At 43.1% G+C, this 23,003-nt stretch carries 28 protein-coding genes and 1 pseudogene; 3 read left to right on the top strand and 26 right to left on the bottom strand.

Going from position 1 to position 23,003, the window contains the following annotated elements:
* Window positions 1-15: 15 nt before the first annotated feature.
* The 11 genes from ACTNB3_RS07625 to ACTNB3_RS07575 all read right to left on the bottom strand — a co-directional run bounded on the left by ACTNB3_RS07625 (window position 16) and on the right by ACTNB3_RS07575 (window position 11,466).
* Window positions 16-519: a GNAT family N-acetyltransferase gene (locus tag ACTNB3_RS07625; protein ID WP_441019113.1), complete on the bottom strand. Its 504-nt coding sequence runs from the start codon at window positions 517-519 to the stop codon at window positions 16-18.
* Between the two features lie 12 nt (window positions 520-531).
* Window positions 532-1,422 carry a transporter substrate-binding domain-containing protein gene (locus ACTNB3_RS07620; protein ID WP_441024954.1) on the bottom strand — a complete coding sequence of 297 codons (891 nt, stop codon included), beginning with the start codon at window positions 1,420-1,422 and terminating at the stop codon, window positions 532-534.
* A 21-nt stretch (window positions 1,423-1,443) separates the two neighbouring features.
* A complete protein-coding gene (locus tag ACTNB3_RS07615) occupies window positions 1,444-2,673 on the bottom strand; it encodes a glutathione S-transferase C-terminal domain-containing protein (RefSeq protein WP_441024953.1) in 1,230 nt (409 codons plus the stop codon).
* 202 nt (window positions 2,674-2,875) lie between these two features.
* Window positions 2,876-4,234 carry a DUF389 domain-containing protein gene (locus tag ACTNB3_RS07610; protein ID WP_441019109.1) on the bottom strand — a complete coding sequence of 453 codons (1,359 nt, stop codon included), beginning with the start codon at window positions 4,232-4,234 and terminating at the stop codon, window positions 2,876-2,878.
* Window positions 4,235-4,420: 186 nt separating this feature from the next.
* Window positions 4,421-5,212 (bottom strand): hypothetical protein, encoded by a 792-nt coding sequence (locus ACTNB3_RS07605; RefSeq protein WP_427806970.1) that lies wholly within the window; start codon window positions 5,210-5,212, stop codon window positions 4,421-4,423.
* Window positions 5,213-5,850: 638 nt separating this feature from the next.
* Window positions 5,851-7,062, bottom strand: a complete 1,212-nt coding sequence (locus ACTNB3_RS07600; protein WP_002576360.1) for a tyrosine-type recombinase/integrase — start codon at window positions 7,060-7,062, stop codon at window positions 5,851-5,853.
* 147 nt (window positions 7,063-7,209) lie between these two features.
* Window positions 7,210-8,418: a tyrosine-type recombinase/integrase gene (locus tag ACTNB3_RS07595; protein ID WP_002576362.1), complete on the bottom strand. Its 1,209-nt coding sequence runs from the start codon at window positions 8,416-8,418 to the stop codon at window positions 7,210-7,212.
* Window positions 8,419-8,489: 71 nt separating this feature from the next.
* Window positions 8,490-8,720, bottom strand: coding sequence for a hypothetical protein (locus ACTNB3_RS07590; protein WP_002576363.1), 231 nt, complete (start codon window positions 8,718-8,720; stop codon window positions 8,490-8,492).
* Window positions 8,713-9,135, bottom strand: a complete 423-nt coding sequence (locus tag ACTNB3_RS07585) for a type II toxin-antitoxin system PemK/MazF family toxin (protein WP_002576364.1) — start codon at window positions 9,133-9,135, stop codon at window positions 8,713-8,715. The genes ACTNB3_RS07590 and ACTNB3_RS07585 overlap by 8 nt, the downstream gene beginning before the upstream one ends.
* A gap of 648 nt (window positions 9,136-9,783) precedes the next feature.
* A complete protein-coding gene (locus ACTNB3_RS07580) occupies window positions 9,784-10,302 on the bottom strand; it encodes a hypothetical protein (RefSeq protein ID WP_002576365.1) in 519 nt (172 codons plus the stop codon).
* Window positions 10,303-10,314: 12 nt separating this feature from the next.
* On the bottom strand, window positions 10,315-11,466 hold the full coding sequence (locus ACTNB3_RS07575; RefSeq protein ID WP_117505044.1) for an AAA family ATPase: 1,152 nt from the start codon (window positions 11,464-11,466) through the stop codon (window positions 10,315-10,317).
* 145 nt (window positions 11,467-11,611) lie between these two features.
* Between ACTNB3_RS07575 and ACTNB3_RS07570 the strand changes: the two are divergent.
* Window positions 11,612-11,791: pseudogene (locus ACTNB3_RS07570) on the top strand (ATP-binding protein); the annotation flags it as partial.
* Window positions 11,792-12,059: 268 nt separating this feature from the next.
* Here ACTNB3_RS07570 and ACTNB3_RS07565 read toward each other — a convergent pair.
* From ACTNB3_RS07565 to ACTNB3_RS07545, 5 genes are all read right to left on the bottom strand, one after another.
* Window positions 12,060-12,485 carry a helix-turn-helix domain-containing protein gene (locus ACTNB3_RS07565; RefSeq protein WP_227192417.1) on the bottom strand — a complete coding sequence of 142 codons (426 nt, stop codon included), beginning with the start codon at window positions 12,483-12,485 and terminating at the stop codon, window positions 12,060-12,062.
* A gap of 81 nt (window positions 12,486-12,566) precedes the next feature.
* Window positions 12,567-12,827, bottom strand: a complete 261-nt coding sequence (locus ACTNB3_RS07560; RefSeq protein WP_008396552.1) for a hypothetical protein — start codon at window positions 12,825-12,827, stop codon at window positions 12,567-12,569.
* The gene (locus ACTNB3_RS07555; RefSeq protein ID WP_097772838.1) at window positions 12,824-13,555 is read right to left on the bottom strand and encodes an ImmA/IrrE family metallo-endopeptidase; all 732 of its coding nucleotides are present in this window, start codon (window positions 13,553-13,555) and stop codon (window positions 12,824-12,826) included. Before ACTNB3_RS07555 ends, ACTNB3_RS07560 begins: the two co-directional genes overlap by 4 nt.
* On the bottom strand, window positions 13,552-13,812 hold the full coding sequence (locus ACTNB3_RS07550; protein WP_013274265.1) for a hypothetical protein: 261 nt from the start codon (window positions 13,810-13,812) through the stop codon (window positions 13,552-13,554). Before ACTNB3_RS07550 ends, ACTNB3_RS07555 begins: the two co-directional genes overlap by 4 nt.
* Before the next feature lie 81 nt (window positions 13,813-13,893).
* On the bottom strand, window positions 13,894-15,129 hold the full coding sequence (locus ACTNB3_RS07545; protein ID WP_441024950.1) for a DNA polymerase Y family protein: 1,236 nt from the start codon (window positions 15,127-15,129) through the stop codon (window positions 13,894-13,896).
* A gap of 201 nt (window positions 15,130-15,330) precedes the next feature.
* Here ACTNB3_RS07545 and ACTNB3_RS07540 point away from each other — a divergent pair, with 201 nt between their 5' ends.
* Entirely contained in the window at window positions 15,331-15,747 is a 417-nt protein-coding gene (locus tag ACTNB3_RS07540; RefSeq protein WP_002576372.1) for a helix-turn-helix domain-containing protein, read from the top strand.
* 45 nt (window positions 15,748-15,792) lie between these two features.
* Window positions 15,793-16,305 carry an ImmA/IrrE family metallo-endopeptidase gene (locus ACTNB3_RS07535; RefSeq protein WP_257360077.1) on the top strand — a complete coding sequence of 171 codons (513 nt, stop codon included), beginning with the start codon at window positions 15,793-15,795 and terminating at the stop codon, window positions 16,303-16,305.
* 71 nt (window positions 16,306-16,376) lie between these two features.
* Here ACTNB3_RS07535 and ACTNB3_RS07530 read toward each other — a convergent pair whose 3' ends face one another.
* Genes ACTNB3_RS07530 through drmB form a run of 10 tightly spaced genes read right to left on the bottom strand, consistent with a single transcriptional unit; the run spans window position 16,377 to window position 23,000 of the window.
* Window positions 16,377-16,808, bottom strand: coding sequence for a hypothetical protein (locus tag ACTNB3_RS07530; protein ID WP_117964039.1), 432 nt, complete (start codon window positions 16,806-16,808; stop codon window positions 16,377-16,379).
* The gene (locus ACTNB3_RS07525) at window positions 16,777-17,205 is read right to left on the bottom strand and encodes an MmcQ/YjbR family DNA-binding protein (RefSeq protein WP_441024949.1); all 429 of its coding nucleotides are present in this window, start codon (window positions 17,203-17,205) and stop codon (window positions 16,777-16,779) included. Before ACTNB3_RS07525 ends, ACTNB3_RS07530 begins: the two co-directional genes overlap by 32 nt.
* Window positions 17,206-17,208: 3 nt before the next feature.
* The gene (locus ACTNB3_RS07520; protein WP_441024947.1) at window positions 17,209-17,511 is read right to left on the bottom strand and encodes a chalcone synthase; all 303 of its coding nucleotides are present in this window, start codon (window positions 17,509-17,511) and stop codon (window positions 17,209-17,211) included.
* A gap of 40 nt (window positions 17,512-17,551) precedes the next feature.
* A complete protein-coding gene (locus tag ACTNB3_RS07515; RefSeq protein WP_441024946.1) occupies window positions 17,552-17,863 on the bottom strand; it encodes a hypothetical protein in 312 nt (103 codons plus the stop codon).
* A complete protein-coding gene (locus ACTNB3_RS07510; protein ID WP_441024944.1) occupies window positions 17,841-18,659 on the bottom strand; it encodes a hypothetical protein in 819 nt (272 codons plus the stop codon). Before ACTNB3_RS07510 ends, ACTNB3_RS07515 begins: the two co-directional genes overlap by 23 nt.
* A 31-nt stretch (window positions 18,660-18,690) precedes the next feature.
* Window positions 18,691-19,029, bottom strand: a complete 339-nt coding sequence (locus ACTNB3_RS07505; RefSeq protein WP_441024943.1) for a hypothetical protein — start codon at window positions 19,027-19,029, stop codon at window positions 18,691-18,693.
* A gap of 24 nt (window positions 19,030-19,053) precedes the next feature.
* The gene (locus ACTNB3_RS07500; RefSeq protein ID WP_441024942.1) at window positions 19,054-20,001 is read right to left on the bottom strand and encodes a DUF4868 domain-containing protein; all 948 of its coding nucleotides are present in this window, start codon (window positions 19,999-20,001) and stop codon (window positions 19,054-19,056) included.
* Window positions 19,998-20,597: a hypothetical protein gene (locus ACTNB3_RS07495; protein WP_441024941.1), complete on the bottom strand. Its 600-nt coding sequence runs from the start codon at window positions 20,595-20,597 to the stop codon at window positions 19,998-20,000. The genes ACTNB3_RS07500 and ACTNB3_RS07495 overlap by 4 nt, the downstream gene beginning before the upstream one ends.
* A gap of 19 nt (window positions 20,598-20,616) precedes the next feature.
* On the bottom strand, window positions 20,617-21,273 hold the full coding sequence (locus tag ACTNB3_RS07490; RefSeq protein WP_441024939.1) for a phospholipase D-like domain-containing protein: 657 nt from the start codon (window positions 21,271-21,273) through the stop codon (window positions 20,617-20,619).
* Complete coding sequence (gene drmB, locus ACTNB3_RS07485) at window positions 21,255-23,000, bottom strand: DrmB family protein (protein WP_441024938.1); 1,746 nt, start codon at window positions 22,998-23,000, stop codon at window positions 21,255-21,257. The genes ACTNB3_RS07490 and drmB overlap by 19 nt, the downstream gene beginning before the upstream one ends.
* Between the last annotated feature and the right edge of the window lie 3 nt (window positions 23,001-23,003).

The following is a 23,003-nucleotide window of genomic DNA, read 5'->3' as shown; positions in this document are numbered from 1 at the left end:
CCCTTTTCCCTTCTATTACACGTATTTTTCTACCAGAACAGTCGAAAATCCCAGATTTATCTTTGGCAGGGAGGCTTCATCTGCCGCCTTTTTCCTCTTTCTTTTCTTATCATACGCATGAGGATCAACTGTAGGATTTGTGATGTATCCCAACTTATGATAGAAACCGGCCGCTCTGTCCTGACTGTTAATAACAATATGTCTGACACCATTCTCAATCAACCATTTTTCCGCTTCCCTGATGAGTATACTGCCATATCCTCCCTTTTGCTTTTCACGAACCACACAGACACGTTCAATTTTCCCGATTCCATCTGCCGGATATGAAATCCGGCATCCGGCAACCGGCTTATGATCTTCCAGTATCACAACACCTTCTAAATCATCTTGAGCTTCTTCCCCCGCAAATTCTAATTCCACAGGGATATTCTGACCAAAGCAGAAGGCATCCGTTCTTACATAATCATATGCTTTCTTTAACCATTCATCCGTTTCTTTATTAATACGATATATTTGCATACCCGTTTCCTCTTAATTAATTGTTTCTTCCAGGTATTTCGGATCTACTGAAGTATCAACTCCCAGATATTTCTTTGTAATTTCCGCAATAGTTCCATCTTCTTTCATTTCCTTCAGAACCTTATCTAAATCCTCACGAATCTGAGCTCCTTTTTCATTTTTTGCGAGAAGGAAATATGTATTATTCTGCGGGAACAGGAAATCTTCTGTCTCTGCATCAATGTCATTGGCCACAAGCTGACCTTCCATTCCAAATTTTGGAAGCAGATTCTCTATGATTGGTCCGTCATCAATCGCAAAATCTGTCGTTCCGTCTACGATATGCTGATAACGAACTTGAAAATCTGTCTCAGAATAAATGATATTGATTTGTTTCTCAGGATGATCTTTATTCCATTTTTCTAATGCATTTCCTGTAAGACTTCCCGCAGTCAGTTCAATCTTGTAGCCTCTTTCAGCCGCATCTTCAAGAGACTCTAACGGCTGATCATCCGCTCTTTGAATATATTCATTAAAGCTTGTCTTGTATGGATATGAAAAATAATAAGATTCGGCTCTCTCATCGGTATATCCATAATTATTAATTGCAATATCATATTGCCCGGAAAGTACACCCTGAAGTGCATCAGCCACCTCGGTCTCGAGTTCATACTGTGGGAGTCTGCTAAATGCCTCTTCGGCAATTTCAATATCTACACCGGTAAGTTTGTTATTTTCATCCATATAGAAATAGGGAGCCAGCGAACCACCCGTTACACCTTTCACCACCGTTACTTCATTTTCCGTCGGTTCTGAACTGTTCTTGTCAGTGTTCTTGCCAGACGATCCACAGCCTGCCAGACTGACCGCCACTACTGTAATACCTAATACTGCTGATAAAAACTTATATCTTAATTTATTCATTTTTGTTTTTTCTCCTTCCTATTATAAAAGTCCCTGAATCGGATTAATTGATGCGTCCACCGAAAGGGTTCCATTCTTCGGATTTCTATCTTCCCAACTTGGGCTGTTCCAGATTGTAGTAGAAATCTCCGATGCATATTCTTCATAGGTTTCTCCCTTTGGATGACGAAGATATACTTCATCCGGGTTCTTGCTAAGTGCTGCTCGTTCTCCGTCATATTTCCAGAATGCATCGAAATCTAATTTTGAAAGAATTCTTTCGTTAAATCCTCTGAAAAGTTTTTCTTTTTTATCTCTCTTTGGTCCTGATAATGCCAGTTCTTTCGCATTGCAATTGTTATGGAATGCAGGAATAGTATTTAATTCTCTAATATATCCCCATAGATTCTTATATTCATATATCGGTTTATGAACTGGACCAATATTATGGTAGTAATTAACATCCCAGCGAACCAGTGTCACATACAGACGAACATCTGCATCCGTGATATAATCACCGAATATAAAACGGTTGGTTTCAAGACGTTTCTCCAGTTTGTCAAGTGATTCATAAAAATCTTCATACGCCTCAAAATATGCTTCCGGCGACTGACAGAAAGCCATTCTGTAATGGGAATTATTGATATGCGGAAATAACCAGTCGTTAAACTCATCGATCTCTTTTCTGAATTTCTTTGGATAAAGATCCGGTGCATCCTCGGGCTGGAATGGTCTGAACTGTACCTCGATGTAATTTGTGAGACGGTGGTAATCATTATTCACTGCCGTTTTATTCACAACATCTACCAGCGTTGGAGTTGTCGCTCTGCCTTTAAAATCCGGATTTGCTCTCTTGTAAAACTCACTTAAGAAATACGCCCCCGTCACCGGATCCCGGTGATCAGGCTGATTTCCAAACCCATGCCCATATACATTCGTTTCCCCAGAGTGAGATACTTTAATATCAGAAATAACATCCTGCAGACCCAGAATATCTCTCACAATTACCGGTCTGTTTGACCAATGGCATCCTGTTGCCCAGTAAATACGATATCTTCCCGCCTCCGCTTTATTGTCACCAGGCTTATCTCCGAATGGTTTTATAAATGCATTAGGCTGTCTGATAAACGCTCCCCTCTCATCAATTTCAACCAATGTTTCATTTGGCCTGGGATCAACACCCACTTCTTTTGCATGAAGCTCTGCCTCAGCGTCTGTGTAAGTGATCCCCTTCTCCTCTTCCTTAGATATATTATTAAATTCACAGCTCATAATACCCTTCCTTTCTTATCTTATAATTCCTATATGTTTGATATGCATTATATACATAGGCTATTATATAACAAAATCCCGAAAATGCAACCCTTTCATCTATAACAGTTTTTTAGAGCCAATTATAAATACAAACTATGATATTCTGTCAAAAAAAGTCGGGACGCTTTTAGCTTCCCGACGTTTACAATCAATACTAATTCTATTTTTGTTCAATAAACAGCCTTGCCTGTTCTACTTTGCTTTCTTCTTTGAGCCAATTCTCGATCACAGAGATCTCTGAATCAGTCAAATCCTTTTCCGCATCTGCAACAAGAATAATATATTCTCCCGTTTCATCTGCAATAATACCACATTTGCAGTCCGATAAACTTGAAAAAATGCTTTCTGCTTTATTTGACATCTGTTCCAGATCCAGTTTTGCAGTCGCTTTGCTCTCCATTTCCGCCAGCTGCTCCCGCTTCGCTTCCAGTTCTTCCTGAAGCTTGGCAATTGCTTTTTCCTGAACCGCAATAGTCACTTTGTCTGTATTCTCGCTTTCGCTTGCAGAACTAACCGTATTCTGCGTAACATGCAGCGTATATTCCTCCAGATCATATTTCTCCATTTCTCTTTCCAGAAATGAAATCGTCTCCTGATCGATCGGTGTGCCGACCAGCGATACAGAAATCATTTTCGCTGATTGATCGTAACTACTCTGCACCAACTGCGTATCACTGAAAACAAACTCTTCTTTCAAATAATCGGATATTTGGTTTTCTATGTAAGAACTGTACACTGTATATGCTCCGATCAACAAACTCGGAATCACGGTAACCACTGTAATAACTGCCACGATCCGGTTTATTCTCTTCTGTCTGCGTTCATCCATGCTCTGATGTGCAGGGACTCCAAGGAGAACCGTCACGAGTGCTGCCGAAAGTGCAATAAACAATGTATTAATAAAGAACAGATAAAATGCCCCGAGGAGAAATTTCGCCTGCATTGTGGCAATTCCGTAACCAGCGGTACAAAGCGGTGGCATCAGTGCAGTCGCAATCGCTACTCCCGGAATTACATTGCTTTTCTTCTGCCTTGTATTTCCGATAATCCCGGCTATACCACCGAACAAAGCAATCAGTACATCCCAGATCGTGGGGCTTGTACGCGCAATCATCTCTGCCGTAGGCTCTCCAAGCGGAGAAATAGAAAAATAAATTGAAGACGTAATCAAACTGATCACCATCTGTACTCCAAAACTGAGAAGCGCACGCCGCATCAGTTTGAGATCCCTTACAGCAAGAGAATATCCCATCGTCAGTATTCCACTCATAAGTGGGGAAATCAGCATGGCTCCGATAATCACCGCAGTGGAATTGACATTCAGACCGATTGACGCAATCATGATAGCCATCATCAGTATCCACATATTAGAACCGTGAATGTCCGTGTTCTCCTCCATCATCGCATCGATATCCTCATAGCTCATCATATCACCGCGGATATCAAATAAATTTATTAAAAATCTTTTTAGTGAATTCATTTTTCCCTGCTTCTGTTCGTTTATATTATCCTGTATCATATTATTTACTCCAACTTTCTTTTCCCGAATCAATCAAATCACCTCTCTGGCAGCACAAACATTATCAAGAATAATTATAGCATATATCATCGAATCATGACATTTTTCTGAGAAAAAATATGCATAAAATATGCATATCTCAATTCTGTGATTATTCAGTACACCAAAAATAGTCAATTATTATTCTCAAAATTGCAAATATCTGTTTACCAATCCTTCTATCGTTTTTGAATTCAAAATACTCTGTTCTGTTTCAAAAGTGAGAATCAGACGATCCCCCGGATAAATATCATTCTTTTGATAGGACTCTATTTTTCGGACCGCACTTCTTGCATATTCCTGCTTATCCACCATGCCTTCATGTTCCCAGTATATCTCCTTCCCTATTTTCTTCGACAAAAATGTAAAATCAGGATATACAGTACCATATCCTTTCAGATATAAAGGTTTTTCATATTTGTAAAGTATGTTTCTTCGATAAAAGTAATCTGCAAGAATTTTCTCTGACTTCGATCTCACGCGTTCCCCTTTTTCACTCAGAATCACCACAGTTCCTTCCTGAAATCCTTTCCCCTGATATTCTTCCGTATACCATTCATTAAGAAGTTGCTTCCATGTTGCTTCCACAGGCGTAACTAAAGCTTGTCTGTCTGCATGCAAAGATGTAAAAAGTTCCTCGATCTCATCATCTGAATAATCTCTCGTAATTTTCTTAATCTGTTTTAGTCTCGATTCTGCCTTTTTTATCACCGACAAGTTGTAAGTCTTTTGCGCAAGCTTTTGGGGTAAAGATTTGTCTGATTTCGGAATATAGATTCCACTATTATCCTCTGTACAATGGTAATATCTGATTTTATTTTTATCTTTTGAGATTCTTAGATGTCCATCCGGTGCTGTAGACAATCCTTCTTTTGCTTTATTTACAATGTTTTCCAGATATTTCTGCTCCTGTAAAAGCATTTGTTTTAGACCTTGCATATCTTTTCTCCTACTATTGACTTATATCTGATTTCTTGGAATTACAGTCATCCTTCATCGACGTCGAAGGTGACTTGTTTTTGATTTCTTAGAATTGCGGTCATCCTTCTTCGACGTCGAGGGTGACTTGTTTTTGATTTCTTGGAATTACAGTCATCCTTCTTCGACGTCGAGGGTGACTTGTTTTTGATTTCTTAGAATTGCGGTCATCCTTCATCGACGTCGGGGGGTGACTTGTTTTTGATTTTTTGAAGTTAAGGTCATTCTGCGAAACGGACCGAAGTGACCTGTTTGAAGAATAATTGAATCTACGGTCAATGATCTGACCAAATATGAAGAAATCCCGGAAGCACAATTGCTTCCGGGACAAAATTCTTTTGATATCTTTGAAACAAACTCGAGAAAACTTTGTTTTCTCTCGTTGTCGCTTGAAACAAACTCGAGAAAACTTTGTTTTCTCTCGTTGTCGCTTCGTTCCAAATTATCGCTTGCTGAACTGCGGAGCGCGACGAGCTGCTTTGAGACCGTATTCACCTGACCTTGATCCAAAAAGACCAGTATTCATGCGGTTTTTCGGGCTTTCCTCTCTCAGTAAACCCATAGGTAAACCCACGAAATCGCGAAATTTTTGGTGCCGTTTAACGCAGCCCGAATGCTGCATTCACAACGCTGCTCAATTCTTCAGGTTTATTATACTTGACTTTCGCATAGATGTCCATAGTCGTTTTGCTGTTCTCATGGCCTGCCAGATACTGCACCGTCTTAGGATCAACACCTTTGTAAATCAGATTGGTGATGTAGGTGTGCCGCAGCATGTGCGGAGTCACCTTGAAGTCCATCGTATACACCAGCTTGGGATTGTTCGGCTGATGCTCACCAAGCCTTGGCTTTATTCTATGCTTGATGGACTGTCCATTTACATAGGTGTAATAACAGCGTTCTGCGGTAGAACGAACTGTTATGTACTTCCAGACCCTCACAAACTGTGTTTCCGTCAAAACAGTTCCCTTCGAATTCGAGATCACATATTCCGATTCTGATTTTTCCCTTGCTTCCTTGAGACAGGCTACCAGGCATTTGGGAATCGGAACATCTCGCTTCGCTGCCGGAGTCTTCAAAAGTGTGTTGACTACCGGCGCACCGCCTTCCACATGCCATGCACGCCTTACGGAAATGTACGGCGTTTTTTCATCCAGGAATACACAGTCCCATTTCAATCCGAGAATCTCTTCTCTACGCAGTCCCGCGTACAAGCCGATCATCACGAAAACATACGGTGGAAGCTCACGAATGCTATCCAGCAAAATGGCAGTCTGTTCATCCGTCAAAGCTTCGCGCCGTTTCGCAGGCTTTCCGCCTCTTGCACAAATCGTTTTGGATGGATTTTCTTTGATCACCTTGCTCTCTTCTGCCGAATTAAAAATGTTCTTAATCAGCATATTGAGCTGGCCATACATTCCGGAAGAACCTTTTGATAGCGGAACCATCAGCAGCCGCAGGTCATCTGTGGTCACCTCATCCATATACATCTGTCCAATCGGCCCCACGATGTACCGATTCACCATCCGCTCGTATCCCTCCAACGTATTGGTTCTTACCGTTCCAGACCGCATCAGCAGCCATTTTTCGCAGTACTCCTCCACGGTCGGATTCTCTCTGTGGAAAACCACTTCTGCAATTTTCTTCTGGGCATCTTCCACCCGGTCATATAATTCTTCGCGTGTCAGCCCATAAATCGCCACTCTCTTTCCGTCTGCATCTGTAATCCGGGTGCGGTAATACTGTACCCCCTTCATCATCACTGTTCCGTATTCCGGAAGTTCAGCAGGGCGCTTTTTTCCTTTAGCCATGTGTTCTCCTCCTCGTCTATCTTCATACATTGGGTGTTGCTACTCTTATTATCATGACGTACACCACTTCCTTCAAGGATGTCGAATGTATGTAAAAAGGGCAGGGATTTTTGACCATCCCTGCCCCAAGTTTTTTCTGATTTACTCTTAATCCCACGATGCAAAAGCATCTTCCAGCACTCCTGCGAGCTGCTCTGGGCGATTATATTTCACCTTGGCGTAAATATCCATGGTGATCTTGCTGCTTTCATGACCGGCAAGATACTGAACCGTCTTCGGATCAACCGAAGCATGAATCAGATTCGTAATGTAGGTGTGCCGCAGCTGATGCGGAGTCACCTCAAAGTCCAGACTGTAAACCACATTTCCATTGTGTGCTGCCTTTTGCCCCAGAACCGGCTTCACCGTATGCTTCACCCTCTTGCCATCTTCATAGCGATAATAGCAGCGTTCCTTGGTGGTACGGGTTACGATATACTGCCATAATCTCTTGAACTGCGTATAGGACAACGGGTCTCCATCCCGGTTTGCAACCACAAAATCCGATGTCGATGTCTTCTTCGCCTCTTTCAGACATTCCAGAAGATTGTCCGGCAGAGGGACATTCCGATGCGCTGCCTTTGTTTTCAACTCTGTCAGAATCACCGGACGATTATGCTCCGTATGCCAGGCTCTCCGAACGGTAAGGTACGGAGCCTCGCAATCAAGATACACCGAATCCCATTGAAGTCCGAGGATTTCTTCTCTCCGCAATCCTGCGTACAGCCCCAGCATCACGAACACATACGGCGGTAAGCCGTAAATGGCATCCAGCAGCTTATCCACCTGCTCATCCGTAAGCGGGAGACGGTCCTTCTGGGGAATCCCGCCCACATTCTTCTTCAGATAGATGGTCGGATTCTCATCAATGATCTTACTCTCCATGGCTGCCGTGAAAATACACTTATATAGAACATTCACTGATTTGTACACGGATGCCGACTTTTTCGATGCCGCCAACAGTGCCAGGCGAATGTCATCTGCTGTTACATCTCCCATATGCATATCGCCCAATGGCTTGATGATGTAGTTCTTCACTTTCGATGTATAGTCAATCAGCGTTGTCATCCTGATCTGTGCCGACTGCATCAGCAGCCATTTCTCGCAATACTCCTCTACTGTAGGTGTACTGCGGCGATACGTCTTGTTCTCAATCTGCTGGATCGCTTCCTGTTCCTTCTGGTACAGTTCCTCTCTCGTTCTTGCATATAAGGAAACCCGCCGTCCCTGCTGATCTGTTACACGGGTTCGATAATATTGCGTTCCCTTCATACTCACCGTACCATAATCGGGAAGCATCATTCTTCTTGCCGCCATATCATTACCTCCAATCCTGTTGATGCTTTCATTATTGCGGATTCATCGTCCATACTCAACGATGTCGATTTTCACCGCCGAAAGCTTCGAGGTTTGCGATATGTCGCAGCACGTTCCATCGGTTTTGCACGGTGCGTACATTTTGCAATGTACTCCTGAATCCCCACTTCCGTGAAATAAACGCAGCCGTTTTCCACATACTGAACATATGAGATCAAACCGTCTGTTCTTGCAGCATCCAGTGTTTTTACGCTGATTCCCAGTATACTGGCTGCTTCTTTCCTTGTAATCAGTTTATCCATCGCCTTCTTCGCCATCCTTTCGGCATTTGCCCTGTCTTTTTTTCTCTGCTTGTTCCGGAATGTAATATCCAAGTTGAATCCTTACTGCTTCATCAATCCCACGCATCTGCCCCTTACTTACCCGCCCAAGATAGCGAATCACGCATATCTTGTCGCAGGTGTCGAGCTGTTCTGCCAATACCATAGACGGTTTTGCCAGTCCCTTTGCTTTACGGAGAAAGAAATGCGTTGGCTGTTTTCGCTTCTTCTCAATTTTCGATGTCAGCGGAGCAATCGTGATCGTCGGCGCATAATAATTACCGACATCATTCTGAAGAACCACAACAGGACGAACACCGCCCTGCTTTGATCCGACCGGAACACCGAGATTGGCGAGATATAAATCACCTCGCCGATAAACCCAGTTTTCTTTCATATGCTGTTGTCTCCAATCTCCATACACTGATATGGATAAAGCCTGCCAGGTATCATGCTGATACAGCATCCGGCAGCGCTTTCTGAAAATATGGTTTCTCTGTACTTTTTCTTATCACCCCAGAGATGTAGGATTTCTCACAGGCGGCAGTGTGCTTCACTGCTCCATTGGAATTTAACCATCCCGCCTTCCTTATGGCCGGACCGCGAATTACGGAAGTATCATTGTCCCTGTCCGGCTTTAACACCGCCGCCGGTTGCAATCCGGCATTTGCTTCTGCGAAACCGCTATCGCCCCGATGGGCTTCATGGCGTGCAGTCTAAGGCTCGACCAAACAGGAATGTACCTGAAGAATGAGTATTCAGTTTTCAAGGGACATCCGGACTTTCGTCCTTACAAAGTAAGTTTAACAAGAATCCTCCGGTTTCGCGTTGGCCTCGTAGGCGCACTTTGGTTGTCCTTGCAGGACTACATACGGTTCGTTTTGACTTTTCCAGTGTTCTATACAGCCGGATTGAGGCAAAAAAATACCCCGTTGGTTTCCCAACGAGGCATCAAAGACGATTCTATTCTGTTTTCTATAAACTGGTACCCGTTTATCTCCTGGTGACCATTTGAGTCACGGCCAATGCATCAAAAAAGCAACGCTCATCTCAGCAAATCAGACAAGCTGTATTCTCCTTTGGGGATATTTGCTGTTCTGCGATACTCTTTTATGGCTTTCACCAAGAGCTGAGGATTACTGAAATACTGCTTCACAAAATCATACGACTTCACATCATGCATCCGAAGATTTATTTTACAAAATTCGCTTGGTTTTTTTCCAGAACGCTTAAACTGATCATATGCTCCTTCCGCATGAATAATCAGCATTTCAATTTCTGGAGCAGTAATGACATTTACCACGTCAATTTTCTGCTCATATGCTTTACTCAATCGAAATTCCTCTCTGCGAGAATCCAAAATCCGTATCACAGAAATCTGCTCATCGAATCCTTTCCGTAAGTATCGCTCCTCGAATCGTTTAGCACTTCTGCAACGGATGACACGTTCTTCCAACATTTCTTCTCTGTTGAAAATCAGAAGATCATTATCAACCAGTATGTCGATAATAGCTTCTTCGGCAGAGCCTTCACATATACACGCCTTGTATTTTGCTAATTCCATTCTGCCGCCTCCTTAATTGATTGAAGCAGCCAGGCTTTTCTTCAAGCGCATATACGCTTCATATGCTGGCGTTGTTCCCTCAAGGAAGCCGCTCTGGTAAGCATCACTCTTTTTAATATCATTACGTTTCAATATATAGCTCAGATTTTCTGCTGTAATGCCATTACGGTTTCTAACGATACAAATTCCGTCATTTCGGTCATATTCGTCCAGCAGTTCCGGATAATGCGTAGTGAAAATAAGCGTTCCGCCATTTTTGTTCAGTCGGCTGTCCATAAAGAAGCGCACTAAGGTCGTTACAATTTCCTTGTTGAAATGATTCTCTATTTCATCTACCAGAAGATAACCACCTGAATGAAGAACTTCCTTTACCATCGAGAATGTAATAATACCCTTAATCGTACCAGAGGACAGATACTGCTCAAGGTCTGCCGCATTATTCAGGATAATCTCTTCTTCATCCTTAAACTTCAAGTGGATAAATGTTTTTCCCTCTGTCTGTTCAAAACACAATTTCTCAATGGTCGGATCGAGAAATGCAATTACCTCCAATGGAATATCTTCGGTAAATGGAAGCACATTCACATTCGTATAGGAAAGCAGGCTGAATATTTCCACTGTATCATTCGCTTTTTTATTATGTGCAATGACAAAGCTGACATCATCAGAAAGGTATGCTTCATCGCTATTGCGCTGCTCTACAGGCTTCATTCCTGTAAAATCTGTCAGATACTTTTTCGACTTAACGGTTGCAATTGGTTTTTCCCAAAGGCTTTCAGACAGAATCGAATACATATATTCCCCTGTTTTCGACTTCTTTGCTGCAATTACAGTTTCCAAGCAGCAGACGTAGCTGCGCTTATCATAAAAATATGTGCGGATTGTAGCATTCTTCGCTCCGCCAAGAATGCTTTTTGCCTCCACATGATTGATGGGCTCATTTTTCACAATATTTAAGGCCAAGCTAATGACCTTTAATACCGAGGTCTTGCCAGATGCGTTAATTCCAATGAAAGCACAGGCAGAGTGGAGATAGTAGTTATCCGTCAAACGGTAAAGACTATCTTTGTCCTCTTCGCAAACACGTTGCTGCGTATAAAAGCAAATATCCAAGTCTTTTTTGAATAATGGGAGTCCTTGTGCGGTGATGCGGAGTATTTTCATAGGTAGTCCTCCTCTAAAAACAGTTTTTTCGTTTTTATTTTCTTATAATCTTATTATACGCCGCAAATCAGGAAATATCAACGGATTTTCCGTTTTTATTTTCCGATTTGCTTTTGACACTAAAAAGTATCCGTTCAATATGGCAAGCCCTGTGATTGCTGACCCGTTCCACCGCATGAAATACATGGAGCGTCATGGAAGCGGCCTACGCAAAATCGTCAGGGAAACCGAAAAGCCGCCTGGATATACAGCGGCATATAATCCGAAAATTTTCTCAACGGCAACAGATTTCAGAGTCATCTTGAAAAATGTAAATTACCAACTTAGTTAGAAAAACTTAGTCAATGACCAAGTTAGTGAGCAAGATAAATCGCCGGACATCCCACACACAGTTTTGAATCTTTGTATCCACCTTATTGCCCACGGCAGTGAGGGTGCTCAAATCACTCATGCTCACTCTATCATGGGTACAGCCAATGATAAGTCCTATGACGCAACCCATGATAACTTAGAGGATGACACCCATCAAGGTATCCACCAAGATAGCCACCATGATTCTACGCCGTCAGCAGTTATATTGCGCCTAATGCTTTTTAGATTTTTTTCGCAATCGTAGACAGCTCCGAAATAATACTAAGAAGATCATTTTTGACTTCCTCTTTGCTTGGCTCGCTGCCCATCAGAAGATAATCCGTGCTGACATGGAGGATGCAGGACAGTTCAATCAGCAAGTCAATAGAGCAGCTGCGTTCACCGTTCTCCATGCGGCTGACATGCTGCTTGCTTGCCAGGCCCAGGCGAACCGCCAGTTCCTCCTGCGTAATGCCACGGGAAGTGCGAACATCGTGAAGTCTCTTACCAAACTCTTTTGCGTCAAAATACATACGTTTCTCCTTCCGCACAGCCGGTACAGAACCGGATCGACGGAAGGTCAAAAAAAGAGCCGCATGACGGTGAAGAAAAATCCTGTGCCGATAAAACAGAACATGGGTATCCCATAATTCTGTCTCATGCGGCATTCGGAAGACTTCGCCTGTCAGCGGCTCCACAGCACAGCTATGACTTATAAAATTGTGTTAATAGGGTTATTTATTGTCATCTCAACCATTCAAAGACGAATAGTAGAGCTGCAATCTCCGTAATCTTCTCATCTCCAAAACATTGAAGACGGTCTCGCGTCCGCAGGCCTTACATTTGGTCTGCACATGTCCTCTGGTATCCTCAAAGACGATGATTGAATTGTGTCGGCAATAAGGGCACCTGACAATCCTGGGCTTTTGCGAAGCAATCGCATCCTTTGCCCGGATGATTTTAATCTGCATTTCCGCAGATGGTTCCGATACTCTGATATTCCTGCTCATGGCCACACCTCCAATGGATCACGATATTCATAATCCTTTTTCCGGTTCAGATAGCCCAGTTGTTCCAATCGGATAGCTGCTGCTGATCTCGAAACACCAAAGACACCACAGAAGGTATCTATCTTCACTTGGTCACTGTCGTAAAAACGCCATCCATAACAGGTCAGAGGCTTTCTGCTGTTGATGAACCACATCGCCCGATCCACTTCTGACTGAGGCATCAGAATGGCAGCTCCCAGCGTATTTGCCTGCCATTCGTTCCAATCTTCCTGCGTTCTCAAGACGCGCGAGCCATTTCCTCGCACTTCCGGTCTCTTATGGCAGGCTATCTTTCGGTCATCGGAATCCAGCTGAAACAGTATCTGGTGAGCGCACTCATGTGCCAGCGTAAATCTGCGTTTTCCGCAGAGTTTCCGAATATTCGCTGGTTCAATGAAACTCTTGTCCAGAACCACATCATTGGTTTTCAGGAAGATGCTCCTCTGACTTCCATCAACCTCTATCTGATATTCTGTATCCACATACGCGGTCAGACCATAGATGCTTCCGTCCGAGGACAACTTTTGAAATGACACCTTCAGGTTCAGATAATCGGATGCAAACTGGTCAATGGGTGTCGGAAGTGCGAATCTTGCCGGATCATCTGCTTCGCTGCCGAAAAAGGACTTTTGAAAATCTCTTATCACTGCAACAGCGATTTCTTCTATGTTTTTCTGCGAAAGGATCATAGGCACGGCTCCTTTGCTTCAACGAACCATTTTTCATCTTCGTTGTACAGGAAACTCTCATGCCCACCGATCATGACCGTATAGCGGATTCCGCAGCCACCTACCTTCGTGGAAGCAGCCCGGCACTTATGCTTCAATCGGTCGATCTCATACACCCGTCCGTCAATCCACCGAATCAGACGCGGGCGGATATTTCCCTCCGCATCCACATCCAAATTCACAGGTACATATACTTTTCTACATTTCTGTTCCGACATATTCTACGCTCCTCCTCTGTAAACCGGCGAATGTGTTGACTTCTTTTAGCAAAGAACTCACCAGATTCTGCCGGTGCTGTATTAACCGATCATTCCTGTCGGCATGACCAAATCCACTTTTCGCTCTGTCGGCATCTTGCTTTTCTGAAAAAGTACCCCATTTTTAATCGCATCTTTCCCGAATCGGAATCGAATCTGCTCAATCGCTGCGTCCAGCCGTTCCTGGCGATCCAGTGATTTCACATCTGTGAATAGGTCGTATTGTATCGGACAATCCTCTTCAAACAGATTGATTGCCCGAACCGTCACCGAACGAATCGGGTGTTCCCACTGATAATTCTTTGCAAACAAAGAAAATGCGGTTTTCGCCAGATAGGTAGGGCTTTGTGTCGGAATGCTAATCCGGCACTGCCACTCCTTCGTGAAAAGCTCATTGTTGCGGATGGAAATCGCAATTCCGCCTGCTTTCTTTTTATGCGTTCGCAGCTTAGTTCCGATTTCCTGCACCAGCTCCAGCATGACACACCAGACTTCGGCGTTATTTTCCAAATCCTGCATGGTCGTTATCCCGTGCCCAATGCTCTTTACTGGGGAGACATAATCGGAATGCATAACCAGCGAATCATCCAGTCCATTGGCATATTTCTTAATCGCCAGTCCATTCTTTCCAAGGCGGCACTTCAAGAAATCATCCGATGTTGCAGCAAGCTCTCCAATGGTATGAATCCCATAACCGGACAGAACCTTCTCGGTCGCTCTGCCGACTCCAAGCAAGTCAGAGGCGGGAAGACACCAAATCTTCTCCCGGAACGAATCTGCTTCGATGCAGGTAATCGCATCCGGCTTTTTCATATCCGACCCAAGCTTAGCAAAAATCTTGTTGAAACTCACTCCTGCGGAAATCGTAAGTCCCAATTCAAACTTAACCGTTCTGCGAATTTCATCTGCAATTTCAAATCCGGTTCCCATGCAGCCGCTTCCGGTCACATCCAGCCAGCATTCGTCCATCCCATACGGCTCGATCTGATCGGTATAGCGACCGTATATTTCACGAGCCAGCTTTGAAAACTTCATATATTGCTCATAGTGCGGCTCCACGATCACAAGATCCTGGCACTTCTGCTTTGCTTGCCAGATTGCCTCTCCCGTGGAAACGCCAAACGCCTTTGCTGCATAGTTCTTCGCAAGTACGATGCCATGCCGTTCCTCCACAGAACCGCACACTGCCACCGGCTTGTTCTTCAGTTCCGGGTTCAGCATACACTCGACAGAGGCATAGAAATTATTCATATCACAGTGAAGAATCACTCTTTGCATCCCGTATTCCTCCTCTCCGTTCGTGAAAGCACGAACAACTTTTCACGAACGCATTGACACACAGCATTTCTTGTGATACTATAATTACACGAATTATATTTCGTGTTTTCATCGTCATTATAGCAAGCACAGTTTTTCGTGTCAATAGGTTTTTATGAAAAAATGTTCGTGTTCGTAATCAAAAAAGAAAGAGGTATTCCTATGGTCTTCAAAGAAAGGTTGAAAGAAAAAAGAACAGAAGCCAATTTAACTCAGGTAGAACTTGCAGAGAAGGCCGGTGTAACCGCCCGCACAATTCAGAATTATGAGCTTGGCAGCCGCAAACCATCCAATATGGTTACGATCCAGAAGATTGCGGATGCGCTGAATACTACTACTGAGTACCTGCTGGGAAGCAGCGGCACCTATGTCGTAGAAGCTCATGAAAAAGGCGGCGCAAAAGCAGCGAAAGATATTGAAGAACTGGTCAGCGAAGTGACCGGTATGTTCGCTGGCGGCGAATTAAGCGAAGATGCCATCGAAGGAGCTTATAAAGCTCTGACCGATGCCTACTGGATTGCCAAAGAGAACAATAAAAAATACGCCCCGAAAACGAGGCGTAAAAAATCCGATCAGTGATATTTATCGTACACACTTTTCGCTATACTGTAAACTGGAGGTGGTATGATGAATGCGGAACAGCTTTCACGGGTCGGTGAGAAACTGGTAAAACGCTGCGGTTCCAGAGACCCTTTTGAAATTGCAAGGCAGCTTGGTATCAATGTCATGCTTTGCGAAAATTTTGGTTCCCTGAAGGGAATGTACCGGGTGATTAAGCGAAATCGCTTTATTTTCCTGAATAACAGTCTGGATGAAAATATGCTGCGCATCGTGTGCGCACATGAATTAGGGCATGATCAGCTTCACCGGAATATGGCGAAAACCACCCCGATTCATGAGTTCATGCTCTACGACATGAAATCCAAACCGGAATATGAAGCGAACATCGTAGCAGCGGAGATCTTGATGGACAGCAACGAAGTCCTTCGTTACATCTATGAGTATGGATACACAGCCGAGCAGATCGCCAGCGCGATGTCCACTGACATCAATCTGGTTGCGCTGAAGGTAGCACACCTGGCCACACTTGGCTATAATCTGCACGCACTGGAACATAAAAGCAACTTTTTGAAATAACGTATCTTCGAGGAGCCTTGACCGGCTCCTCTTTTTTGTTGCAAATTGTGCAGATGCCGTCTGCACAATTATCAGCCTAACATCTGCATGTGATAGAGCTTCACTTTTTCCTCGAACGGCAGTCCCGGATCAATGCCGACTTCTTCCCACATCACACCATACGGTGCGCCGCCATCTGTATATCCGGCGATAAAGGCAAAGCGACCATCGCAGTCCTCATACAGTTCTCCCAGCCGTTCCCGTTCTTTCGCTTCCCGCTCCATTCTCCGCTGCCGAAGCCGCTGTTCTTCAGCCTGTTTAATCTGGTCAAGCTGCTCCTGTGTATAATTGACTCCAAGCTCCTGCAAATCTTTAGCGGCAGTCACAGCATCCACATGAAAGCGTTCCCGGTAATGCTTGTTCATCTTTTTCGGTGAGCCGGTATAGGTGAGCAGCCACTGCTTGCCTTTTCGGAGGCGGGCTTCCTTTCGCTCAGCCTTCGTCAGTTTCTTTTTCTTTGCCATTTGCGAAATCTCCCGGATTTTTTGCTGATGACTTTGGTTTGCGCTTCTTCGGTGCCGTCAGCTCATAGCTCAAAGAAAGCAGGTCTTTGATGGCATCATCCAGTTCTGGTTTGCCAAGCTGAATACTAAGCCATTTTTCCTTATTCATGTGATAGGCTGGAAAATAGCCGTCTTGCCCACGAAGAGAGCCGATCAGCAGCGGATCACTTTTCACATTGAGAACATCAATGATGCCTGCCTCCGACAATCCCAACTTATCAGCAGATACTTCCAGAACTACACCATACCATTTATTATTGTCATTGTGCCGCAGCACAGCATTCCAGTCATGCCAAGGGTATTCCGGCTCTGTGCCGTACTGCTGGCGTATCCATGCAAATAATTCTTGTCGTGTCATCTTTTAAGTTAATTTTTCACGATAAAATCTTGTACGCTTGATATATCGTGGAATTCTTATCCTGTACACTCGCATAAATTCAAGAATTTCCGCCAAATCAAACGATTTTTCTTTCGACCAGTCAGAATATTTCCTATGTTGAACCAGCCATACTCCAATCATGTAGTAATCTAATGCATCCTCGTCATCTTCGCTCTGAATATCGTGACCACAGAAAAACCGGTACTCAATCGGCGATTGCGCATAAAGCCTACGGAAACGCGCTTTGGATGCTTCTATATCATTCTTTGTCCATTTTCTATACACTCAACAACCATCCTCATCCTTTGATTTAAGATAGAATCATTCAATCCTCATACCATTCCTTATAGGCCAGTATCTCAGATGCAATCATTTCCGGATAAAGACTATAATATCGTCTGCAAACCTTCTTGAACAGATTCAGCATTCTATCATCATGGCATACATCAAGCATGTAATCCAACAGATGTTCCACTTCTTTTTCAGATGCCTTCTCTGCAATAATTCTATCTACAAGCGATTTATAGTAACTATATGACAGCTCACTTGCATCTTGAATTCTCTCTGCAATCCCGTTTATATCCATATCCATTTTTGCAACATCCTTCCGAATCTCAGTCCATGTTGCACTTACCACTGCATCCTCCATTTCCACAGAATTCGCAGCCATGTGTATGCCCATGTCCATAGTACCATCGTCCATAGCGATAACCATAGTGGGGAGGACAATGAGCACAATCTCCCGTGCATCTGCCTGTACTTTTAGGCTTAGGACTACCAGCCAGAGCCATTCCCATTAGTATACTGCTGAACAGTCCCGGCTTCTTCGGTTGTGTCTCTTTAAGCGGAAATTCCTCATCTGGCTCATCCGGATCAGCATACGGAATGCCACTGCGCTTTGAAATCTTCCTAATCAGAGACTCGTCCACACCATAATCACATAACTCATTCAGCCCATTTTCTGTGAAAATCGCATCTGTCGAGTTGACCAGCTGATCGATGGATTCCTCATCTGGCAGATTAGGAAGCAGTGTCAGAACATCCTCCTCTGTAAAGTGCGTTGGTTTGGAAGTAATCTTATCAATCAACTCAAACACCGGTTCCGGATCAGGAAGACAGCTCAGCAGCGTATCCAGCTGTTCCCCCGTATAAGCATCCACAGCTGTCTGAATCAACTTTTCCAGTGCTTCTTCATCTTCGATTTGCCCGCTATCTGCAATCTCCGCAACTTCCGCGGCTCGAAACCGGACTCCCGCTGCTAATGCTCTGCGAAGAATGCTGGTCGCTGTGCGCGTATCCACATACTGAATGCAGTCACATATTTCCTCAGATGGACTTCCATCCGGTCCGAAGTCCTTGATAGAGGCCAGACGGCTATACTGAGTACTTTCCTGCCATCCGTCATATCGCTCATAATATTCAGCCCAGGTCACTTAGCCGCACCTCCTCCACACTGCATCGCCATCAAAAATCATCTAATGCAGCATTTATTTCTTCCAGCTGATCAATCCAGCCTAGGTCGGATTTCTTCTTGGTTGCTGGTCTTTTCTTATCACCGCCAACCACTTCAAACCGTTTCTCTTCTGTCCCGAACAAACCTTTTACCTGAATTCTGAAATCCGGCTTGTTGTTGGTCAGTCCCTGCATAAGCTGTACATTCTTGTATCTGGGCAGGAGAATTTGACAAATAGCCTGAATGTCTTGCTCCTTAACACAGAGAGCCGCCATAAACTTTTTCGTTATGTAAGGCTTTATATCTGTCAGAACCTGTGACATAGAAGCCTTTTTTCTTCTATCACTCATCTATATTTTCCTATCACTGGTCAGTCATTGACTCGCTCCCACTGGACCCAAAAGCATTTTGCTGGAGCTGTCATATTCTTTTCCTGTGAGTTCAGACCGAACAATATCATCATTCAACATTTTAATAAATGCCGCCGCTTCTTTTTGTGAAGAAATCACAATATGATCTTCTTCAAAATTGAACATAGTTTTGTAGCGAGAATGCTTTTTCAGATTCTCTAACAAATCGTTTTTTTTCATCTGTAAAACAGGCGAACTCTTTGCCTTTAGTAACTTCTTTGCATTTGTCAGCTTACTTTTATTTTCAAACGCAACAAACTTTTCAAGGCTATCTACAATATCCAGATCGCGAATAATCTCAATCGTCTTCTGTGCTCCCGCTCGTATGTATTGCTCAAATCCAAAAAATCTTTGCATAAGATCCATTTTCGCCGTAACAACACTTGAAGAAAAAATAATTATATCTGCTCGTGAATCTATCTGCACAATATCGCTATCAATTTCATCGTACGTATCTCCAGTAAGTCTGGCTATTATGTTCTTACTTCGATCAATTCTTGATACAGAGTATATATGTTGATAAACCCAAAAGTACTGGTCATTCAAATTAATTCTAAAAAGAAATCCAGACAGTTTATTTTTATCACTTTCCGAATAGTACTCTGTACACTTTTCAGCACCATTAAGGAACGCAAAGGGCCTATAGCTCTCTGTCAGACTAATCTCATAAAATTCTTTCTTATTGTCTGCAATATTTTCTGATGTGTCAAATTCTGCATCATCTGCAAGATAGGTACAATTGATAAAACCTGCCACCTTATCTTTTGTGCTAGAAAGCAACTTGTCTGTTGCCCTCATTTTTTTAGTATGATACCCATTTTCATTGCGTAGACTGGCATAAATTTCAATCCCGCAGACTGCACCAGAAAACATTATCGACTTAATCGATGTCTGAATTTCTTCCTTGGTCATTTGTTCATCTCCTTCATGTAGAGGACTGTATCATTAATCACTTTATATTCTACTGTGCCCGGATTTTTTAGAAACCTACCTTTTACTACAGCCAAGCAAACTTCATTATTAAAGTCAGGGTTACTTTTAAAGGTAACCTCATAGACTCGGTATCCTAAGATTGCTAACACAGGATTCGCATAGTACAAATGTGTTTTGCTTAACAGCGCACACATCATAACCACAATGATAAGAAATGTTATCGCTCCCTGAATCGTTCCTACATCATCAATCAAAAGCGGTATAATCATTGTCATAAAAAAATTCAAACTTGCGTCCTCTTTTTCTACGAAGAAAGAAAGCTGATACCCTTGTTTCTTATCAGTCCATCTAAAGGCTGTAAAAGAAACAAAAGATATGATTGCTGCTAAAATCCATGTAGCACATAACAAAAACACAACAATCAGCACATTATTAAGGCGAACAAACTCTCCCCAATATGACTGATTTTCAGCAAGTTCGCTGACAGGGGTAAATTTGAAATTGCGTACAATAGTCAAAAAAGCCAATGGACTCAATGATTGCAGCATTAGCTTATGTTTCAAGCTTAAATTCATTGACGCACCTCCATAAAGCTTACAGTTCAACAAATATCCTTTTGAATACCAGTGAAGTAAATATATCCTCTGCTTGTTTAGCCAATTCTTTCGAATGGATTCGTGCCCCCAGCTCGATATTTCCTTCCTGTCCATGATATGAAAGGTTTGCGGATGTAATCAGCGTATCCGTTTGATCAACAGAAATTACCTTTGCATGAAGAGCAGACATTTTATCTTCTTGTTTTGGATAGTTATAAATTCGCAGGAATTTTCCCTTATAGCAGCATAAACGGTCAAAGGCCTTCTGACTCTCAATGTCATTCACAAAAAATTTCACGAGAACGCCTTCTTGGCTCTTTTGAATTACACAATCAACTAACTCTGCAAAATAATCCGAGAGGGAGTACCCGGTAATTAGAATGCTCTTCCTAGCTCCCATAAGCATTTCTCTTACGGTAACCTTTGTCGGTTTTGTTTTCAACGCAAAAGAAGGTGGCGCTGTAACAACTAATTCAGCGATCTCATCGTTACTTTGGGCAGTCGCTGAAACCATAGCAAGAATTTCATGAGCTTCTTTTTCAGAAAGAGATGGGTATCTCTTCTGAATGGCTCTGATAGACTCATTTCCACCAGATATAGCATCTGTGAGAATTTTGTTTAACAAAATATCTAAGCTTATACTTCCAGTTGACATAGTTCTTCCACCAAAGTTTTAAAATAAGACTGATTTTCTCTTCCGCCAATAGGTACAATTAGTCCGCGATCCAACATGCGATTTCCATTCTCGCAAGCTGTTTCTGAGATCATACAGCAGGAATGGCACGCCGCGCCATTTGAATTATTGCCAGCAGGCACATTGTTAAGGCATTCCGGATCATTTGTGCAAACCAGTGCTTCCTGGAAAGCGTCTTTCATTAAAACAATAAGCTGATCAATATTTCCCAATTCTACAAGTCCACCAAGTGAGCCTTCTTTATCGGCACTTCCGGTATAGAGCAACACACCAGACATATCATCCCCAAAATAAATACGCTCACGAATAGCGGATGAAGAGTACCCCGATGACATTGACATCTGCTTAATCAACAAATGTGCGAATGTATGCATCAGGACATACCTTGCATCTCGTAATGAGGTAACAGTCCATTCTTTAGATTCACAGAATTCCTTATAACACTGCGCATATTTCTGAGAAAGTGCTCCCAGTTCTGGATCTCTCAACCACGCATCAATACTATCCCTATTAAACTCAATAAAGACACCTTCACCGTGCACTTCTGCAGCAGGAAGCCATTTTTCAGTCTTACCCTTATTTAGATAAACGATATTTGTCTGCTCATCGGCATCTGGATCCGGAGCATCTACACGGGTGAAGCCAAGCAGCACTCTCACTTCTCTTAATCGTGTAATGCGAATGACTCTCTTAAAATACGGGAGCAGATAATCCGGAAGCGGATCCTCCTCAGCCTTAAAATGTTTTTTGTTGGAGGCGTACACAGGATCTGCGTGATGCGTAATGGCGTTGTATTCCATCTGCTTAATCTCTGTGAACTCTTTGATGTTCTGTCTTCTGCGCAATAAAGCTGCATCAAATTCTTCTCTTGTAAATGCAGAGAAATATTTTTGATACACTTTGTCTAATCCCATCTCTCCAAAATCTTCTTCATAGCTGTCAATTAAGCGCAAATGCTCATCAATCAAGTTATAAAGCGGATTGATCCAAGGTGGAATGGATATGGCACTTCTCATTACTGGAAAATACACATTCGACGCGCCACGCTGAGAAGGAATCATTTCCTTATCGCATTTTTCATTTTTATGATTTGGCCGGAACGGATGATGTCCGGAACATTTCATACCTTCAAAATTCTCATGCTGCGTTGCGCCGCTCATACTCCGTCGTGCCCCACAGGAACATTCAACCCACATATCTGCAAGCGTTGATGTATTGCCAGTTGAATACATCCTCATCGTACCTTTGCAGGTTGTATTGCCACCGTGAACCCACCAGCTCCAAGGGAAATCATCCATATGGCCGTTCTCACAAATAGTAATAAAACGAGAAGGATAGGCCTGTCTATGACATTCCGGACAAGTTACACCAAACTTCAGATATCGATCCAGGTCAAAATTCTCTCTTAAATCAAATATTCTCCCACATTTCACATTGGAACAAACATGCATATAAGGGAATGAGACCACAGGAATATCTCCGCTATAAGAAGTCCGTGGCATATAAAAGCAGTCAACACCCAGATATGAGGCCAATCTGCCATCTATAATTTTCTTTCCTTTTTCCTTCCAATAGTTCAAGTCCAGAACCGTGACGGAATCTTTCACGGCATCCACAATAGAACCTGGACCAAATGTAGTTATCAACTGATTAGGACGAATCTCACCTAATTTATTATTATCAAACATAGG

This window comes from Bariatricus sp. HCP28S3_D3, from assembly GCF_052065755.1.
Taxonomy (GTDB): domain Bacteria; phylum Bacillota; class Clostridia; order Lachnospirales; family Lachnospiraceae; genus Allocoprococcus.
Note: the sequence above shows the minus strand (reverse complement) of the source record. Positions and strands in the feature narration are given on the sequence as shown.

Coding starts and splice junctions, on each gene's coding strand:
- ACTNB3_RS07595 (WP_002576362.1), bottom strand. CDS start 8,418: ATGGCGGCAAGAAGAATGATGCTTCCCGATTATGGTACGGTGAGTATG.
- ACTNB3_RS07540 (WP_002576372.1), top strand. CDS start 15,331: ATGGTCTTCAAAGAAAGGTTGAAAGAAAAAAGAACAGAAGCCAATTTA.
- ACTNB3_RS07525 (WP_441024949.1), bottom strand. CDS start 17,205: ATGACACGACAAGAATTATTTGCATGGATACGCCAGCAGTACGGCACA.
- ACTNB3_RS07620 (WP_441024954.1), bottom strand. CDS start 1,422: ATGAATAAATTAAGATATAAGTTTTTATCAGCAGTATTAGGTATTACA.
- ACTNB3_RS07600 (WP_002576360.1), bottom strand. CDS start 7,062: ATGGCTAAAGGAAAAAAGCGCCCTGCTGAACTTCCGGAATACGGAACA.
- ACTNB3_RS07610 (WP_441019109.1), bottom strand. CDS start 4,234: ATGATACAGGATAATATAAACGAACAGAAGCAGGGAAAAATGAATTCA.
- ACTNB3_RS07575 (WP_117505044.1), bottom strand. CDS start 11,466: ATGAAAATACTCCGCATCACCGCACAAGGACTCCCATTATTCAAAAAA.
- ACTNB3_RS07490 (WP_441024939.1), bottom strand. CDS start 21,273: ATGTCAACTGGAAGTATAAGCTTAGATATTTTGTTAAACAAAATTCTC.
- ACTNB3_RS07530 (WP_117964039.1), bottom strand. CDS start 16,808: ATGGCAAAGAAAAAGAAACTGACGAAGGCTGAGCGAAAGGAAGCCCGC.
- ACTNB3_RS07605 (WP_427806970.1), bottom strand. CDS start 5,212: ATGCAAGGTCTAAAACAAATGCTTTTACAGGAGCAGAAATATCTGGAA.
- drmB (WP_441024938.1), bottom strand. CDS start 23,000: ATGTTTGATAATAATAAATTAGGTGAGATTCGTCCTAATCAGTTGATA.
- ACTNB3_RS07495 (WP_441024941.1), bottom strand. CDS start 20,597: ATGAATTTAAGCTTGAAACATAAGCTAATGCTGCAATCATTGAGTCCA.
- ACTNB3_RS07535 (WP_257360077.1), top strand. CDS start 15,793: ATGATGAATGCGGAACAGCTTTCACGGGTCGGTGAGAAACTGGTAAAA.
- ACTNB3_RS07555 (WP_097772838.1), bottom strand. CDS start 13,555: ATGATCCTTTCGCAGAAAAACATAGAAGAAATCGCTGTTGCAGTGATA.
- ACTNB3_RS07565 (WP_227192417.1), bottom strand. CDS start 12,485: ATGCCGCATGAGACAGAATTATGGGATACCCATGTTCTGTTTTATCGG.
- ACTNB3_RS07500 (WP_441024942.1), bottom strand. CDS start 20,001: ATGACCAAGGAAGAAATTCAGACATCGATTAAGTCGATAATGTTTTCT.
- ACTNB3_RS07625 (WP_441019113.1), bottom strand. CDS start 519: ATGCAAATATATCGTATTAATAAAGAAACGGATGAATGGTTAAAGAAA.
- ACTNB3_RS07550 (WP_013274265.1), bottom strand. CDS start 13,812: ATGTCGGAACAGAAATGTAGAAAAGTATATGTACCTGTGAATTTGGAT.
- ACTNB3_RS07560 (WP_008396552.1), bottom strand. CDS start 12,827: ATGAGCAGGAATATCAGAGTATCGGAACCATCTGCGGAAATGCAGATT.
- ACTNB3_RS07615 (WP_441024953.1), bottom strand. CDS start 2,673: ATGAGCTGTGAATTTAATAATATATCTAAGGAAGAGGAGAAGGGGATC.
- ACTNB3_RS07580 (WP_002576365.1), bottom strand. CDS start 10,302: ATGGAATTAGCAAAATACAAGGCGTGTATATGTGAAGGCTCTGCCGAA.
- ACTNB3_RS07585 (WP_002576364.1), bottom strand. CDS start 9,135: ATGAAAGAAAACTGGGTTTATCGGCGAGGTGATTTATATCTCGCCAAT.
- ACTNB3_RS07545 (WP_441024950.1), bottom strand. CDS start 15,129: ATGCAAAGAGTGATTCTTCACTGTGATATGAATAATTTCTATGCCTCT.
- ACTNB3_RS07590 (WP_002576363.1), bottom strand. CDS start 8,720: ATGGATAAACTGATTACAAGGAAAGAAGCAGCCAGTATACTGGGAATC.
- ACTNB3_RS07505 (WP_441024943.1), bottom strand. CDS start 19,029: ATGAGTGATAGAAGAAAAAAGGCTTCTATGTCACAGGTTCTGACAGAT.